Genomic DNA, 14,108 nt, shown 5'->3' on the forward strand with positions numbered 1-14,108 from the left:
CGCCTTTCAGGCTTCGGGTTCGTCGAGGCCGCGCAGGCGCGGCATGCGGAAGCGGCGGTAGTGGCGCGCCAGGCCGGGCGGCAGCGGGTCCGCCGTGCCGTCCCCGTCCAGGTCCACGCCGGATTGCCGGATGCGCCAGGTGTTCACCTCGACCCCGAGGGCGAAGCAGCGTTCCAGCGCGTTCATCAGCCACTCGTATTCCGCCAGGGACAGCAGCCGGCCCTCCGGCAGCTCCGGCCGGATCTCGTAGGGATCGGGCGCGCCCTCGCGCAGGTGGCCCAGCGCCACGAGGGCGACGGGACCGGGCGTGCCGCCGGTCAGCAGGGTGCGCGAGCCGAGCCCGGTAAGGGTGGCGCTGCCGCCCAGCGAAACCACCGCCCAGCGGATGCCGGTGGCGCGCCGCTCGCCGAGGTTCACTCCCACGGCGGGCAGCGGCGTGACGGCCGCGACCAGCACCACCTCCGTCGCCGTGGCGAGGGGCAGGAGGGCGGTGACGCCACTTTCCCGCAGGAGGCGCACCAGCGCGGCGAGGGGCGCCGCGGAGGCGGGGTCGCCGGCGCGCAGCCCGGCGGAAAGGCCGGGATCGACCGACAGGGTGCGGTGCAACTCGCCGGGCAGGGTCCCGACCGCCGCGGCGGCGGCCCGGACGGCGACGGGCGCGGCAAGCCCGCCCGCGGCCAGGGCGGCGGCGAGCGGGCTGGCGGCGGGGATATCCGCCGCGGCGGCGCGCCGCGCGGCGGCCTCGGCCCCGGAGAGCACGGCGAAGGCGGGGGCGCCCGCGGCGGCCTGGCCCGCCGTGGCGCGGGCGAGGGCGGCGCCCAGGGCCGCGTTCATCGCGGGGTCGCCCTCCGCCTCGAAGATAGCGCGGAACTCGGTCGGGGCGCCGGGCGTCACGGCATCCGGCCCCGCGATGACCAGCCCGCGCACCGGCATGTCGGATAGGTATAGCGCATCGGTGGCGAGGCGGTGCGCGGTGCGGAACCCGGCCGCGCGCCAGAGCCAGGACAGGGTGACGTCCCCCGCCTCGGGGGGCGCGGCCCGGGCGGCGGCGATCAGCGCCTCGGCCTCCGCGTCCTCGCCGGGGTCACGCGGGGCGAGCAGCCGGTCGCGCAGCGCGTCGGCCTCCACCAGGGCGAGGGGCGCGATGGAAAGGCCCAGCCCGGTCTCGAAGCGGCTGCCCCCGGCCGGGTCGCCCGCCCCGGCGATCGCGATACGGTCGGGATGGCCGATTGCCGCCAGGATGCGTTCCGCCCGGTCCAGCGCCGCCGCCAGGCCGGGGGCGAGGGCCGCGCCCGCCGCGAAGTCGAAGCGCGCGCGCAGCCGGTTGCGCAGCTCGGCGGTGGCGACGCGCCGGGCGGCGGGAAGAAAGCGCGCGGCATGGGCCGCGTTGGCCGGCGGATCGTTGCGCGGCTGCACGAGCCAGTCGGCGCGCAGCCGGGCGAGCAGGTCGGTGCGCGCGGCCGGCGGGCCGATGGCGAGGAGGCGGATGGCGATGGCCAGCGGCGTGCCCGGTTCCGCGATCGTCAGGCCGGGGATGCCCTGGCGCAGCAGCGCCGTGGCCGCCGCGCGGGTCGGCGCCAGGAAGGGGCGGTGGATGCCGAGGCGATGGCGATACGCGGCATCCGTCTCGGCGGCGGGGGTCGCGACGATCTCCCGGCGCGCCGCGTCCCAGGCGGGGGCGGAGGACAGGCGCGGGATGCCGAGGTCGGCCCCCATCCGGTCCAGCGCTTCCAGCGCCGCCGTGTCCAGCCGGCGCATGGCGCGGAGCTGCCGCGCTTCCCGCCGCAGCCTGCCCTTCTCGGCGCCCAGCAGGGCGAGGAGGCGACCCAGCTCGCCCTGGCTGAGGGAGCCTTCCAGCCACTCCGCCAGCGACGCGGCGGGCAGGGGCGCGCCGTCCAGCGCGGCCTCCAGCGCGACGGAGAAGGCCGGCACTGCTTCCCCGGCCGGGCGATGCAGCGGCAGGGCGGTGCCCGCCTCGCTCCAGGGCGCGAAGCGCAGCACGGCCGGTGCGTCCGCTCCCGGCAGGGCCGCCGTGACCGTCAGCGCGCGCTCCTCCAGCGGGGCGCGCAGGGCGAGCAGGAGCAGCGGCCGCCGGGTCGGGAAGGGCACGACCAGCCGGCCCTGCACGTCCAGCGCGATCACCCGCCCTTCCGCCGCCGCGGCCAGCGGCGCTGTCAGGTGCGCGGCCATGGCGCGGGCCGAGGCCGCGCCCCATGGATCCAACACCCGGGGATCCAGCACCCGGCGATCGGCGGCCGTGGGCATCACACGATGTCCAGCCGGACGGGCGCGTCGAGATCGACATAGGCCGGGATGCTGTCGGCGCCGGGATCGAGATTGGCGCCGACCGGCAGTTCCTGCGGCTGCCCCGCCGGGCCCGTGCCGGAGGGAAAGCGCAGGAGGCGGACGTCGCGCGCATCGGCGATGCCCGGCTCGCTCATCAGCGTCCAGATCACCTCGGAAACCCGCACGGGCTCGCCGAAGGGCAGGCTGTCGACATAGCGCTGCAGGCGCTGGTGCAGCCGGGCGCGCAGCGCCGCGGCGGCGGCGGAACCGTTCACCGTCGCGGCGTTGCCGGTCGGCAGCGGCAGGCCGCGCACCACGAGCTTCGCCGCGACCCCCACCCCGACCTCGTTGGCCATCTGGATGTTGGGGTAGATGCCGACCGGGCGCACATCCTCCACCGCCGCCTCCACGGCGGCGCGCAGCCCATCCGGGCCGGACCAGATCGCCGCCGGGGTCGGGGCGACCAGGACGGTGACGTAGTAGGGGGAGGCGAGGTCGCGCTCCGTCCCGAAGAGCCGCTCGATGAAGTTGAAGTTGCCGAAGATCGACTGGCCGAGGTCGAGCCCGCCGCGCAGGTCGGCCACCTGCACCTGCCGCACGCCGGGCACCAGCGACACCGCCGTTTCCACCGCGGCCGCGGTCCAGATCGAGCGCGGGGCGCGGAGCAGGAGCTGGCGGTAGCGCAGGTCGGGCCAGCCCTGCTCCCCGCCGGCGAGCGCCGCCGTATGTTCCACGGTGAGGAGCCGCTCCCCCGCCGCCTGCTCCGCCGCCAGCAAGTCGGCGGCCAGCGGGTCGGTCGGGTTCACCCGGTCCAGCTTCTGGGCCGGCACCACCGGGTCGAGATTGTGGCTGGGACCGGGGATGAAGGCCTCCACCGCCACCTCCCGCCGGGGCGTGGCGCCGTCCAGCACCGCCGTCTCGGTCAGCGCGGCATGATGCCCGCCGGGGGTCAGCAGGCGCAGCCCGCGCGGCAGGGTCAGGCGTGCCACGCCCGCCGGCAGGGCGGCGGCCAGCACCAGCGCGACCCGACCGGTCGCGGGCAGGCGCGGGCGCGGCAGGCCCAGCTCCTCGCCCAGGGCGGTGAGGGCGGCACCCCGGGCGGAGGAGACGAAGAGGTCGTCATAGGTCGCGGCGAGCGCCGCCCAGTGCCGCGCATCCTCCAGCGCCGTGATTTCCAGCAGCTTGCGCAGCACGGAGCCGGAGGACAGGTCGGCCTCGGGGCCGAGCAGGGCGCGGGCCAGGGCCAGCTTCTCGGCCAGCAGCCGGGCGAAGGGCTTGGCGGCGAAGCCCGCGCCGGTGACGCCGAAGCCGGGCGAGGCGGTGCCGCGCAGCGCCTCGTCCAGCGCCAGCACCTCGCCCGGGTCCAGCGGGCCGGTGGTGTCCGAGAGGGAGGGCGCGGCGCTACCGGACATCGGTGATCTCCCCGTCGAGGCGCGCGACCTGCCGGGTGGACGCCACGGTCTCGAAGTCCGCCAGGATGGCGAGCGAGCGGCTGCCCGGCTCCCTTTCCGGCCCGCCCGGCTCGCCGGACAAGCGGACGGACAGGATGCGGCGGATGCGCGGCTCGGCCCGCAGCACCTCCACCACGGCGAGGCGCAGGCGCTCCCGCCGCAGCACCGGGTCGGATTCCTCGGCCAGCGCCGCCAGCCCGGCAAAGCCGAAGCCGGCCGCGAAAAGGTCGGAGCCGCGCAGCGTGACCAGGGCGAGGCCCAGCGCCTGGCCGAGCGCGTCATGGCCGGAAACGGCGCTGCCGGCGGAAAGGTCGATGTCGAGCCCGCCCGCGGCGCCGAGCGAGGGCTCCACCGGAACCAGCCGGATGGCGCGGCCGAGGGGGGCTTCGCGGGCGTCGGTCACGCGGCGGACACCTTGGACTGGAGGGGAGAGCCGGGGCCCAGGGAAAGCGGGTGGGGCGGCGGGCCGGCCGCGCCGGGCGGCCCGCCGGGGGGCGGCGGCACGGAGGCCTGGCCGCTGACGGGGGGGAGGAGCACCCCCTCGCCCGCCACCTGGAGCTTCGCGGCGGCGCCGGAGACGTCCGAAACGGCGGTGCAGAGGGGCAGCGAGGAGGCGCCGGCGCCGCAACCCACCACCGGGCAGCCCTTCACATGCGAGGCGGTGAGCGCCATGCCGCCGGCGATCCGCAGCTTCGGCGCCCCGGCAAGCGTCACCTTTCCCCCGTAGGAGCAGAGCAGCGTGTCGCCGGTGGTGAGGAGGGCGGGCATCAGGTCACGTTCATCCGGTTGGCGACCGAGACGTCGACGTCGCGCGCGTTGATGGAAACGGTGCCGTTGGAGCCGGCATCGAGGCTGATCCGCTCGCCCCGGATGGTGATGGCGCCGTTCGCGTCCATGGTGATCTCCGCCTTGCCGTCGGCATGGCGGAGGGAGAAGGCGGCAGACTCACTGGCGGGCCGCGTGCCCGCCTTGGCGTCCGCATCGGGGCCGATGCGCAGGGTCAGCTTGCCCACCTGGATCACGCGATTGCCGGCGGCGTCGATGAGGTCGTGGGTCGCGGGGGTGTCCGGGCCCGGCTCGTGGTCCGCCGTGTCGGTCGGGGGCAGGGCGGCGGCCGGCGCGTTCCGCGGCAGGCAGAGCCACCAGTCGCCCGCCTGCGGGGTCATGCGCGCCCCCGGGCCCCAGGTGGCGCCGAACTCGTAGGGCTCGGTGGCGAGGCCGTTGCGGAAGCCCAGCATCACCCGCATCCCCGGATAGCGCGGCAGGGCCAGGCCGCAGGCGCCCCAGGCGAAGGGGGTGAGGGTGGTAACGGCGCGATGCTCGGACGCGCGGGCGCGGGCCGGCGGGTGTCGCCGCAGCGTGTGGGATTCTCCCGCGAAGCCGCTCGTCCCCTCCCAGGCGGTGAGCGTCATGGCCGGGGTGGCGGGCGGGGCGGCGGCGGTATCGCGCACCTCCGCCACCTCCGGCAGGCGTAGCCGGCCGAGCACGGAGCGGGCGAGGCCGCGCACCTGCCGCCCGAGATTCGCCGCCGCGTCGCCGTCGCGCGCCGGGCGGGCCGGGCCGTCCGCCTCGCTCCGCTGGAAAAGGGACCAGGGGTTGGCCGGCAGGACGAAGGGCAGCTCCAGCGCCGTCACCTCCGTTTGCAGCCCCGATTGCCGGGACATGCGATGGGTGACGGAGGTGACGTAGGCGGCGGTGTCCGGCGGTTCCGGACCGCCGAAGCCGCCCGCGAGCCCGGCGAAGGCCCCGGCCAGGGCGGTGCCGAAGGAGGGGGTGGTGGTCAGCACCTCCTCCTCCGGCGCCTTGAAGCGCACCACCCCGCCGGGGCGCAGGTCCGGCCGGCCGCGCAGCAGCAGGCGCCAGCCGCGCCGTCCGCCCACGGCATTGGCATCCGCCTCGGCCGTGGCGGAGGCGAGGCCGCCCGGCAGGTCGAGATCGACCGGCCCGCCGGCCGGGAAGGGGATGCTGCGCCGGCCCAGATGCAGCGTCCCGTTGACCGGCAAGGCGACGGCGGGCGCGTCCTCCCGCAGGTCGGCGGCGATCCGCTCGGCCAGGGCCTGGATTTCGGCGAGTACGCTGCGCGCCTCGCCGCCGCTGCCGGTCTGTTCCGCGGCGGGCGGGGTGCCGGGCGGGAGCAGTTCCGTTTCCGAGGGCTCGGCGGCGATCGGGATGCCGGCCGCCGAGGACAGGACGCGCAGCAGCCCACCCAGCCCGTCGGCGCAGACCAGCGGCGCGCGATGCGTCGCCAGCCGGTCGTAGGCGAGGTCGCGCCCCTCGAACACGGCATCCCCGCCCCGCCGTCCCAGCCCGCGCCGGCGCTGCCGGATGGCGAAGCGCCCGACCAGGGCGGGGGCCAGGGCGGCGCGGTCCGGCGCGGCGTTCACCCCGACAAGGTTGGTGAAGTAGCCGCCCAGGTTGGCGTTCACGTCCTGCCAGAAGAGAAACAGTTCCACCGCCACGGCACCGCGCGCGTCCTTGTAGTGCGCGTCGGTCATCGCCTCGACGGTGAGGGAAAAGCGGCCGCCGGACAGGTCGCCGGGCAGCGCCACCTCGATCGCGGCGAAGTAGTCGGCATGGCCGATCAGCAGCGCCGCCGCCCCCGGCGCGGGGGCCCGCGCCTGTTCCGCCGTGAGAAAGGCGGCCGCCCAGCCGGCGAGGTTGCCGGTGCGGGCGGCCCGGATATTGCCGGCGTCGAGGATCATCGCAGCCCCTGCTTCAGGAGGTGGATCCGGCGCAGCCGCAGCACGGCGCGCAGCCCCGCCCGGCTCTCCATCCGGTCGGCCGGCGGCAGCCGGGCGATGAGCGCGGGGGAGGGCGGCACCGGCTCGTAGGAATCCGCGGCCAGGTCGGCGCGCGCGGCGGCGAGGCGCAGCACGGACCCGAAATCCCCCGGGCCGAGCAGGGTTCCGGCATGCAGCGCCCAGCCGCGCAGGAAGAGCCGCAGGCCGAAGCCGCCGTCGCGCCCGGGCAGCTCGGCCAATAGCCCGGCGGCCAGCGGCAGGGTGGCGACCGTTTCGCCATCCTGCTGCACGCGCAGGCGTGGCGCGGGGCGCGCTGGGTCGGGTGCCGCCTCCGCCGCCGGGGCGGGGGCCGCCTCCCCCGCGTCGGAGGAGAGCAGCGTGCCCGGCGGCAGGTCGCGCAGCGTCGCGGCGACGCCCAGCGGCAGGACGAGCAGGACGCGCCAGCGCGGCAGCAGGGCGACGGCATGCGGCAGCCCGTTGCGGATCGGGCTGTCGAGGGCCGCCATCCCCTCCGGCGCGGCGGGGGGCGGGTTCAGCCGGGCGATGGCGGGGAGGGAAGTGTTCATCCGAAATCCGCCAGTGCGCCCACGCCCAGCGAGGCGACATCGAGGAGCTTGCCCAGCGGCGAGGGGCGCGGGAGGTGTTCCAGCGTCATGGACACGTCGAGCGCCTCGCGCCGGGCGCTGGTGGCGGTGAAGGTGAGCTGCTTCACCTGCATGTCCGTGCGGATGGTCATGGAGGTGGCGAGCACCAGCCCGCCCACCGCGAGGCCCGGCGCGCCCACCGCCCCCGCCAGGGCGCCCGTCAGCGCGGCGGCGGCGGAACCGCGCTGCGCCGCCTCGGCCTGCATCTCCAGCGCCATCTTCCAGGCGAAGCGCTCCGGTCCCACCAGCAGCCCGCGCAGCCGCACGGTGGCATCCGCGACGGGCGCGATGGCGCGCAGGCCGGAGGAGCCGATGGCGGGCAGGTGAAAGGTCTGGTCGAGGGTGATCTCCGTCACCACCCAGAGCGGGATGAAGAGCAGCCCGCCATCCCAGAGCAGGGCGGAGGGCAGGGTGCCGTAGTCGGCGAAGGATGTCTGACGGCCGCTCACCGGAGCCTCCCGCCGATCGGGGGAACGACGCGGATGCCGAGCCCTTCCAGCCGCGACGTCATCGCGGCGACGTCGCCCAGTTCGCTCGTCACCCGCAACCGGATGCGGTGGCGGTCGAGGATGCTGCGCACGGCGCGGAGGTTCTCGGGCCGCAGGTGGTCGTCCGGACCCCAGCCGGCGCTCGCCGCCTCCAACTCGTCCGCCGCGGCACGGAGCCGGGCCAGGCTGTCGCCGACCGCCGGGTCGGGGACGTGGCCGGCGCCACGCTGGCGCAGCATCGCGGCCTCGATCTCGGCGATGTCGTCGCGCAGGTTGGCAAGGAAGCGCGGCAGCTCCAGCGCCGAAACGCCCGACAGGGCGACGGGGCTGCGCACGCCGCCGGGATGGTCGCCCCCGGCGCCCGACGTACTCTCCGGCACCCGGCCGCGATGCGCCTTGTCGTCGACGTACCAGAGGTCGCCGTTGGCGCGACGGACCAGCAGGTCGGTGCCGGGCTCGCGCGGGTTGACCCGGCGGTTGCCGGGGCGGCCGGGGTCGAAGGCGGCGGGGTCCTTCAGCACCATCGCGCCGGGCTCGCCGCCGACGTTGAAGGTGGCGCTCCACTCGCTCATCGTCGGGCGGATTTCCGAGCCCATCTCCGCCCGGACGTAGTCGCGGAAGGAGCCCTTCGCCCCGCCCTCCCGCCAGCGTCGCCAATAAACCAGGACCTGTCCGCGGTTGCTTTCCGCCAGCGGCCCGAGGATCGTGTTGTCGCCCAGGCAGTCCTTCGCCAGCGCCTCCGGGAAGCCGGCGACGGCGGCGCGGCGCCGGGCCAGGGCAGCGGGGTCCACGACCTCCATCCGGTGGCGGGCGACGCCCATGGCCTCGACGGCCCGGGTGAGGTCGGCCAGCTCCGCCTCGGTCAGCCCCGCGGCCTCCCCCAGCTCGCGCAGCCGGTCGAGCTGGGCAGGGCGGTTCTCCGCGGCCAGGGCGAGGCCGAGCCGGTCGCCCAGCTCCGGGTCCGCGACCAGCCGGTCGATCAGCGCCGCGCCCCGGGGATGACTGGCGCGGGCGGCATCCATCGCGGCGGCGAGGCTTTCCGGCGGGTGCGGCGAAACGGCGCCGGGACGCGGCGCGCCGTTCCCGCCGTGGGGGTGGGCGCCAGTGGCGGGCGGCGCCCCGGCGGGGCTCGCCGCGCCGGCGACCACGCGCTCGCCGGTGGCGGCGCCGTTCATGGTTTCCGCGTGGCGCCGGGCGGAAGCGAGCCCGTCCATCTCCCGCTCGAGCTGCGCGAGCAGGGCGGAGAAGCCGGCAACGTCCATCCCCTCGGGCAGGATGCCGTTCTCCACCACATGCGCGACGGCGTCGCCCAGGCGGTTGCGCAGCCCCTCGATGCGTTCCAGCCGCGCGGTGACGTCGCGCAGCCAGCTCGCCCCGAGATCCTCCATCACGTGCACCATCAGCGAGCGCAGCAGGGCGGTGGCGCGGGCGCGGGGGATGCCCAGCGTTTCCAGATGCGCAGCGGCGGCGCGCAGGCGCGGATGGCTTTCCGAAAGGGAGCGGAAAAGGCCCGGGGGCAGGCGCGGGGTGAAGCCCATCAGCCCTCCTCCCCCAGCAGCGCGGCCGGCAGCGGCGCCTCGGCGCGGCGGCCGGCATCGCGCTCAATGGCCTCGATCAGGGCGAGGGCGCCGTCGCGGCCGCCGACGGCGGTGTGCAGCGCGATCTCCCGCTGCACGCGCTCCAGCACGGGGCCCAGCGCCGCCTCGATGACGTGCTGGATCAACAGGTTCGTCGCCGCCTCCTGCACCAGGGTGGGCAGGAGCTGGCGCGACAGGGCATGGGTGATCTGGCGATTGGCGGAGCGCAGAACGGAGCGCATGGCCAGGCGCGCCCCTACGGCGGCGCCTGCCCGCATCCCGCCGCGCACGCCGAGGGAGATGGCGCGCGCCGCCGTTCCCGCCTCGGGCAGCAGCGCCAGGGCCACGCCGACATAGGCGACGTAGAGCTGCAGCTCCAGCTCGGCGCGGTTGAGCACCAGCTCCGGGTTGATGAGGCCGCGATAGAGCTGCAGCCGCGCGCGCGCATGCGCCACCTCCGCCACCGCGAGGCCGACCCCCACGGCGAAGGCGGCCGGCGGGCAGAGCACGGCGAGCAGGGTCAGCGCGGCGAACTCGAAAACGAGGCGGAACCGCTTCTTGGCCTGCTCGTTCATCAGCGCGTCGCGGATGCCGGCGCCCCAGACCCGGTCGCCCTCGAAGAAGGCGCCCAGCAGCTCATGGGCGAGGAGATGCGTGCCGGTGAGCGCGTAGGGCGCGCCGGGAACCTGGGTGGAAGCGGCGTTGCGCTGGATCGCCGCGGCCTGCAGGCCGAACAGCTCGTCCCCCTGCGCCTTCGCCGTCTGCTCCGCGTTGCGCCGGGCCATGTCGGCGAGCAGCTCGCGGAGGAGGCGCTCGGCGGCAGTGGGATCGGCGCGAAAGGCGGCAATGGTTTCGGGGATGTCGGAGAGCTGCTGGATCAGCGGGTCGAGGCTCTCCGCATCGCCGCGCTTCTGCGCGATGGCGGTTTCCAGCGCCGTCCGCGTCCAGAGCAGGCCTCGCGCGTCGCGGATCCGGGCGACGCCCGCCTCCTCCACGATCTCTCCCGCCTCGCCGGGACGGTGGGTGAAGGCCTCGCCGGCGGTGCAGGCCTGCGCGAGGGCGCGCGCGGCACCGCTCCACCCGTCCACGGGCTGGACGTAGTTCTGCACGGTGCGGGCGCGCTCGTGGTTTGCCAGCCGGTCGCGAAGTTCGGTGAGCGCGCCGAGGTCGGACAGGCGCGCCAGCATGATCTCCTGGAACAGGGGCGCATAGGCATGCAGGTTGCGCTGCCGCGCCGCGATCTGTTCGCGCGAGGTGTTGAGCAGCTGCAACATCACCAGCTGGCAGCCGGCGGTGAAGATGCGGCCCACGGCGCGTTCCAGCCGGGGCCAGGCGGCATAGCCGAAGTCGCGGAACCAGTGGTGGGGATAGTCGGCGTAGTCGCCGGAAAGCAGCCGTGCGCCTTCCCCGATGCTCACCTCCTGCAGCAGCCGGGTGAGCCGGGCGCAAAGGGCGGCGGCCTGGGCGAGGCGGCGAAGCTGCAGGATGCCGGGGGAGGCGCTGGGGGTGAAGGCGATGCGCCCCATGTTGCCGGCCTGGCCGGCCGGGCTGTTGGCGCTGCGCCCCGTCCCCTCGGCGGTGGCGTTGCGGCCGATGGCGACGGCGAAGTTCGTGATGGCACCGGAGGCCATCAGGGCGAAGGTGCCGGGCCAGCGGCACGGGGTGATGCCCAGCCGCGCGGCCAGCTCTTCCACCATGCCGGTGATGCGCTTGCCCAGCGGGCCCAGCTCGGCCGGATCGGCCTCCGAGCCGCCAAAGGGCTCGCAGGCCATGTGCTCGGTGAAGAGGCCGGGCGGCAGCATCGGAAACAGCCGCGCCCCCTGGCCCTCGCCGCCGCCGGGAATGCCGTAGCGGCTGCCGCCCCCGTCATCGCCCCCGGGCCCGCCACCGCCGGCCCGCGCCCCTTCGCCCTCTAGCCCGCCGCCCGCCGCGTCGCGGCCGGCGCCGCCCTCGCCCGCCCCGTCGCCGCGGCCGAGCGGCGCGTAGCTGATGATCGTGATGGGCAGGATCTGCGCCGGGCCGGTCCAGCCGATGTCGCTGGCGGCGTCTTCCCGCAGGGCGATCTGGAAGGCGGTGCCCTCGCCGAAATCCAGGCGGAGGAGGAAGCGCCGGTCCGCGGGGATGGTGTCCGACAGCCGCGCCACCGCCGCTTCGACGAAGCGCTCAACCGAGGCCTCGTACTCCGCCTCGTCCATCACCCGGTCGGCGCGCGCCTCGGCCGCGCCCAGCTCGTCACGCACGGAAGCGCGCAGCCCCGGGCCGTAGCCGGCGCGCAGCAGGGCCAGGCGCTCCTCCCCCGGCGGCGGCAGCGCGGTCTGGGTCAGGGTGGCCGCCCCCGCCTGGGGCAGGAGGGGTTCGAGCACCGGCTCGACCTCCTCGCCGCGCAGCCGCGCGCGGAGGACCTGCTGCACGGGAAAGGAGAGCTGGCGGCTGTGCTCCTCGGTCGCGAAGCCGTCGGTGGTGATGAAGAGTTCCCAGCCCCAGGGCCGCAGCGCGATCAGCCCGCAGGGCCCCCCGCGCACCTGCCGGCCGGCGCCCACCTCCTCCGCGCGCAGCCAGGCGGCGAGGCCGCGCAGGTTCTGCGGGATGTCGTTCTCCACATCCCATTCCACCCGGGGAAAGCCGGACAGCCCGCCCCCGACCGGCAGCAGGGCGGTGCCGCCCTCGTAGCTGTCCACCAGGTAGCGGCCGAGCGGGTAGGCGCGCCGGGCGTCGCGGCGCTCCCGCGCCGGGCGGTGCGCGGCGGGCTCGGGCGAGGGCTCGTCCAGCACCTCCAGGGCGCGCGCGATGGCGAGGCGGATGGCGCGCTCCACCGCCTCGTGCCCGGCGGGGGCGGGGCCGGTCCAGGCGATGGCGGGCGGGTGGGGACGGCGCGCCGGGGCGATGCCCGCCGCCTCCGTGGCGCGCCGGGAGCGGCGCAGGGCGCGGCCGACGGCGCGCTCCACCGCCGCCTCGATCTCCGGCAGGCGGCCGGTCACGGCCTCACGGTCGAGGCGTAGGCGGACGGGGATGTGCACCGCGACCGCCATGCTCCCTATCCTTCCGAAACCCCGTCGAGGCCGGAGGAGAGCCGGCCGAGCACGTGCTCCGCGATGCGGTCGAGGTCGATCGCGCCCTCGCCGGAGACCAGCTCCACCTCCACCGGGAAATGGTAGTGCACGGCGGCGGGGCCGCTCGCCATCGTGCGGTCGAGCAGCGCTTCCGAGCCGGGGGCGGGCAGCACCACCTCCCCCTCATGCACCAGCGCCAGCCCGGTGCGGCGGACGCGCGCGGCCTGCCGGCTCCCGCTCACGCCGTCACCGCCTCACCCACCTTGGGGTCCACGCTGGTTTCCAGCGAGAAGCCGGAGAAGGTCGCGCTCGGCGCGCCGGAGATGGTGGCGGCGCCGGGCTGGGCCGAGGTGATGATGCAGCGGCGCATCACGAAGGAGGCGAAGCTCCAGTCCTCGCCCTCCGCCTCCTGCAGCAGGATGTCGAAGGGCGTGCCCTTCAGCGCCAGCGCGGTGAGCTGGCCCACCACGCCGCCGATGGCGCGCACGGTGATGGAGAAGGTCAGCGATTTCGGCTGGTAGACCACGCCGATATGCGTGCGCTCCACCGAATGCAGCGGTTCCGCGCCCAGGCTGAAGGTGGGCGAGAACTGGTCGATCGGCGTGATCTGCACGGTGTTGCCGTCCACCTGGAAGGAAACGGCGAGTCGGGTTCTCCAGTCGGGCATGGAGGGGCGTCCTTTCGCGGCGCGGTGGGATCAGGCGAAGTCCATGCGGAGGGTGACGCCGAGGTGGTGCACCTGCGGCCCGTAGATGATGGCGACGACCATATCCACGCCGCGCGTCGCGCGGGCCTGGGTGATCGCCTGGGTGTCGGCGGCGGTGCGCGCGCTCTCCGGGATCGAGAGTAGTTCCAGCAGCGGGATCGTCACCGTGTAGCCGTCGATGACGTTCTGGCGGCGCAAGTTGGCGACGATACCTTCCGCCGTCAGCTTCACCAGGGTGAGGCCGGGCTTGGTGATCCGCGCATCGCCGATGGTGCCGATCAGCCCGGCGCGCAGCCGGAACTGGATGTCGTCCAGCACCCGCACGATGTCGACGAAGGGGCGGCGCGCATCGGTGGTGAAGAGCCCGCCATCGGCCATGAACAGCCCCTCGCCGGGGATCAGGGCGGGGTCGATGATCGGGATGATGCCTTCCGCCGCCAGCGCCTTGATCTCGGTGGGCGAGAAGCCCAGCTCGCGCGGGATGGCGACGCCCCGCACCTGCTTCAGCACGGGCGAGACATGCGGCGGCTGGCCGGCGATGGCGGCCATGGCGGCAGTGGCGAAATCCGGCGCCGTGCCCGCCGCGCGGGCCGCGACCACGATCATCCGCCCGGTGTCGCTGCGCAGCACCTTGCCCGCCCCGGTGAGCGCCCCGAGCGTGTCCGCCGCCCAGGTCTGGGACGGCGCCTGGGTGGGGTCGGCCATCGCCACCGCGATCCGGGGGGAGCCGGCGGCGGAAACATCCTCCGCATGCGCCTTCAGCAGCAGCAGCGCGTCCACCTCCGTTTCGCGCGCGAGGGAGACGAAGTTCACGTCGTCCACCCCTTCCAGCGCGCGCAACGCGGCGGCATAGCCGCCCGCGGCGGCGCGGACGCCGTAGACCTTGGCCGGCGGCGGATCCTGCAGCAGCGCGACGGCGAGCGCGTCAAAGAGCGCGTTGCGCTGCACCGCGCCGTCGGCGTCGCGGGAGGCGAAGAGCGTTGCCGCCTCACCGGCCGAGGTGACGACGCGCGGAGCGTCTACCGGGGCAGTGCCTCCCGAGGCACCGTCCGGCGTGATGCCGACCACGGCGACCACGCCGGGGCTGCGGGTCGCGACCGCCGCCGGAGGCGGCACGATCTTCACCTCGACGAAGGGATAGGCGACCACATCCAGGAGGGGCATC

12 protein-coding genes are annotated in these 14,108 nt (G+C 75.7%); all 12 read right to left on the reverse strand.

Annotation, left to right across the window (positions count from 1 at the left end; translation table 11 throughout):
• Positions 1-6: 6 nt before the first annotated feature.
• The 12 genes from ACLIBK_RS13285 to ACLIBK_RS13340 are packed head-to-tail and all read right to left on the reverse strand — an operon-like array spanning position 7 to position 14,107.
• Entirely contained in the window at positions 7-2,265 is a 2,259-nt protein-coding gene (locus ACLIBK_RS13285) for a hypothetical protein (RefSeq protein WP_415387742.1), read from the reverse strand.
• Positions 2,265-3,698 (reverse strand): hypothetical protein, encoded by a 1,434-nt coding sequence (locus ACLIBK_RS13290; RefSeq protein WP_415387743.1) that lies wholly within the window; start codon positions 3,696-3,698, stop codon positions 2,265-2,267. The genes ACLIBK_RS13285 and ACLIBK_RS13290 overlap by 1 nt, the downstream gene beginning before the upstream one ends.
• Positions 3,688-4,140, reverse strand: a complete 453-nt coding sequence (locus ACLIBK_RS13295) for a hypothetical protein (protein WP_415387744.1) — start codon at positions 4,138-4,140, stop codon at positions 3,688-3,690. Before ACLIBK_RS13295 ends, ACLIBK_RS13290 begins: the two co-directional genes overlap by 11 nt.
• A complete protein-coding gene (locus tag ACLIBK_RS13300) occupies positions 4,137-4,505 on the reverse strand; it encodes a hypothetical protein (protein ID WP_415387745.1) in 369 nt (122 codons plus the stop codon). Before ACLIBK_RS13300 ends, ACLIBK_RS13295 begins: the two co-directional genes overlap by 4 nt.
• A complete protein-coding gene (locus ACLIBK_RS13305; protein WP_415387746.1) occupies positions 4,505-6,439 on the reverse strand; it encodes a hypothetical protein in 1,935 nt (644 codons plus the stop codon). The genes ACLIBK_RS13300 and ACLIBK_RS13305 overlap by 1 nt, the downstream gene beginning before the upstream one ends.
• Positions 6,436-7,044 (reverse strand): hypothetical protein, encoded by a 609-nt coding sequence (locus ACLIBK_RS13310; RefSeq protein ID WP_415387747.1) that lies wholly within the window; start codon positions 7,042-7,044, stop codon positions 6,436-6,438. Before ACLIBK_RS13310 ends, ACLIBK_RS13305 begins: the two co-directional genes overlap by 4 nt.
• Positions 7,041-7,571 (reverse strand): hypothetical protein, encoded by a 531-nt coding sequence (locus tag ACLIBK_RS13315; RefSeq protein WP_415387748.1) that lies wholly within the window; start codon positions 7,569-7,571, stop codon positions 7,041-7,043. The genes ACLIBK_RS13310 and ACLIBK_RS13315 overlap by 4 nt, the downstream gene beginning before the upstream one ends.
• Complete coding sequence (locus ACLIBK_RS13320; protein ID WP_415387749.1) at positions 7,568-9,148, reverse strand: hypothetical protein; 1,581 nt, start codon at positions 9,146-9,148, stop codon at positions 7,568-7,570. The genes ACLIBK_RS13315 and ACLIBK_RS13320 overlap by 4 nt, the downstream gene beginning before the upstream one ends.
• Positions 9,148-12,216, reverse strand: coding sequence for a hypothetical protein (locus ACLIBK_RS13325; protein WP_415387750.1), 3,069 nt, complete (start codon positions 12,214-12,216; stop codon positions 9,148-9,150). The genes ACLIBK_RS13320 and ACLIBK_RS13325 overlap by 1 nt, the downstream gene beginning before the upstream one ends.
• Positions 12,217-12,221: 5 nt before the next feature.
• Positions 12,222-12,479 (reverse strand): hypothetical protein, encoded by a 258-nt coding sequence (locus ACLIBK_RS13330; protein ID WP_415387751.1) that lies wholly within the window; start codon positions 12,477-12,479, stop codon positions 12,222-12,224.
• Positions 12,476-12,904 (reverse strand): hypothetical protein, encoded by a 429-nt coding sequence (locus ACLIBK_RS13335; protein WP_415387752.1) that lies wholly within the window; start codon positions 12,902-12,904, stop codon positions 12,476-12,478. The genes ACLIBK_RS13330 and ACLIBK_RS13335 overlap by 4 nt, the downstream gene beginning before the upstream one ends.
• A gap of 30 nt (positions 12,905-12,934) precedes the next feature.
• Positions 12,935-14,107 carry a hypothetical protein gene (locus ACLIBK_RS13340; protein WP_415387753.1) on the reverse strand — a complete coding sequence of 391 codons (1,173 nt, stop codon included), beginning with the start codon at positions 14,105-14,107 and terminating at the stop codon, positions 12,935-12,937.
• Between the last annotated feature and the right edge of the window lies 1 nt (position 14,108).

Source organism: Roseomonas sp. BN140053 (assembly GCF_047690175.1).
GTDB lineage: Bacteria > Pseudomonadota > Alphaproteobacteria > Acetobacterales > Acetobacteraceae > Roseomonas.

What these genes read in the sequence shown, in the direction of transcription:
- ACLIBK_RS13285 (WP_415387742.1), bottom strand. Translation starts at nt 2,265, where the DNA reads ATGCCCACGGCCGCCGATCGCCGGGTGCTGGATCCCCGGGTGTTGGAT.
- ACLIBK_RS13290 (WP_415387743.1), bottom strand. Translation starts at nt 3,698, where the DNA reads ATGTCCGGTAGCGCCGCGCCCTCCCTCTCGGACACCACCGGCCCGCTG.
- ACLIBK_RS13300 (WP_415387745.1), bottom strand. Translation starts at nt 4,505, where the DNA reads ATGCCCGCCCTCCTCACCACCGGCGACACGCTGCTCTGCTCCTACGGG.
- ACLIBK_RS13305 (WP_415387746.1), bottom strand. Translation starts at nt 6,439, where the DNA reads ATGATCCTCGACGCCGGCAATATCCGGGCCGCCCGCACCGGCAACCTC.
- ACLIBK_RS13310 (WP_415387747.1), bottom strand. Translation starts at nt 7,044, where the DNA reads ATGAACACTTCCCTCCCCGCCATCGCCCGGCTGAACCCGCCCCCCGCC.
- ACLIBK_RS13320 (WP_415387749.1), bottom strand. Translation starts at nt 9,148, where the DNA reads ATGGGCTTCACCCCGCGCCTGCCCCCGGGCCTTTTCCGCTCCCTTTCG.
- ACLIBK_RS13325 (WP_415387750.1), bottom strand. Translation starts at nt 12,216, where the DNA reads ATGGCGGTCGCGGTGCACATCCCCGTCCGCCTACGCCTCGACCGTGAG.
- ACLIBK_RS13335 (WP_415387752.1), bottom strand. Translation starts at nt 12,904, where the DNA reads ATGCCCGACTGGAGAACCCGACTCGCCGTTTCCTTCCAGGTGGACGGC.
- ACLIBK_RS13340 (WP_415387753.1), bottom strand. Translation starts at nt 14,107, where the DNA reads ATGCCCCTCCTGGATGTGGTCGCCTATCCCTTCGTCGAGGTGAAGATC.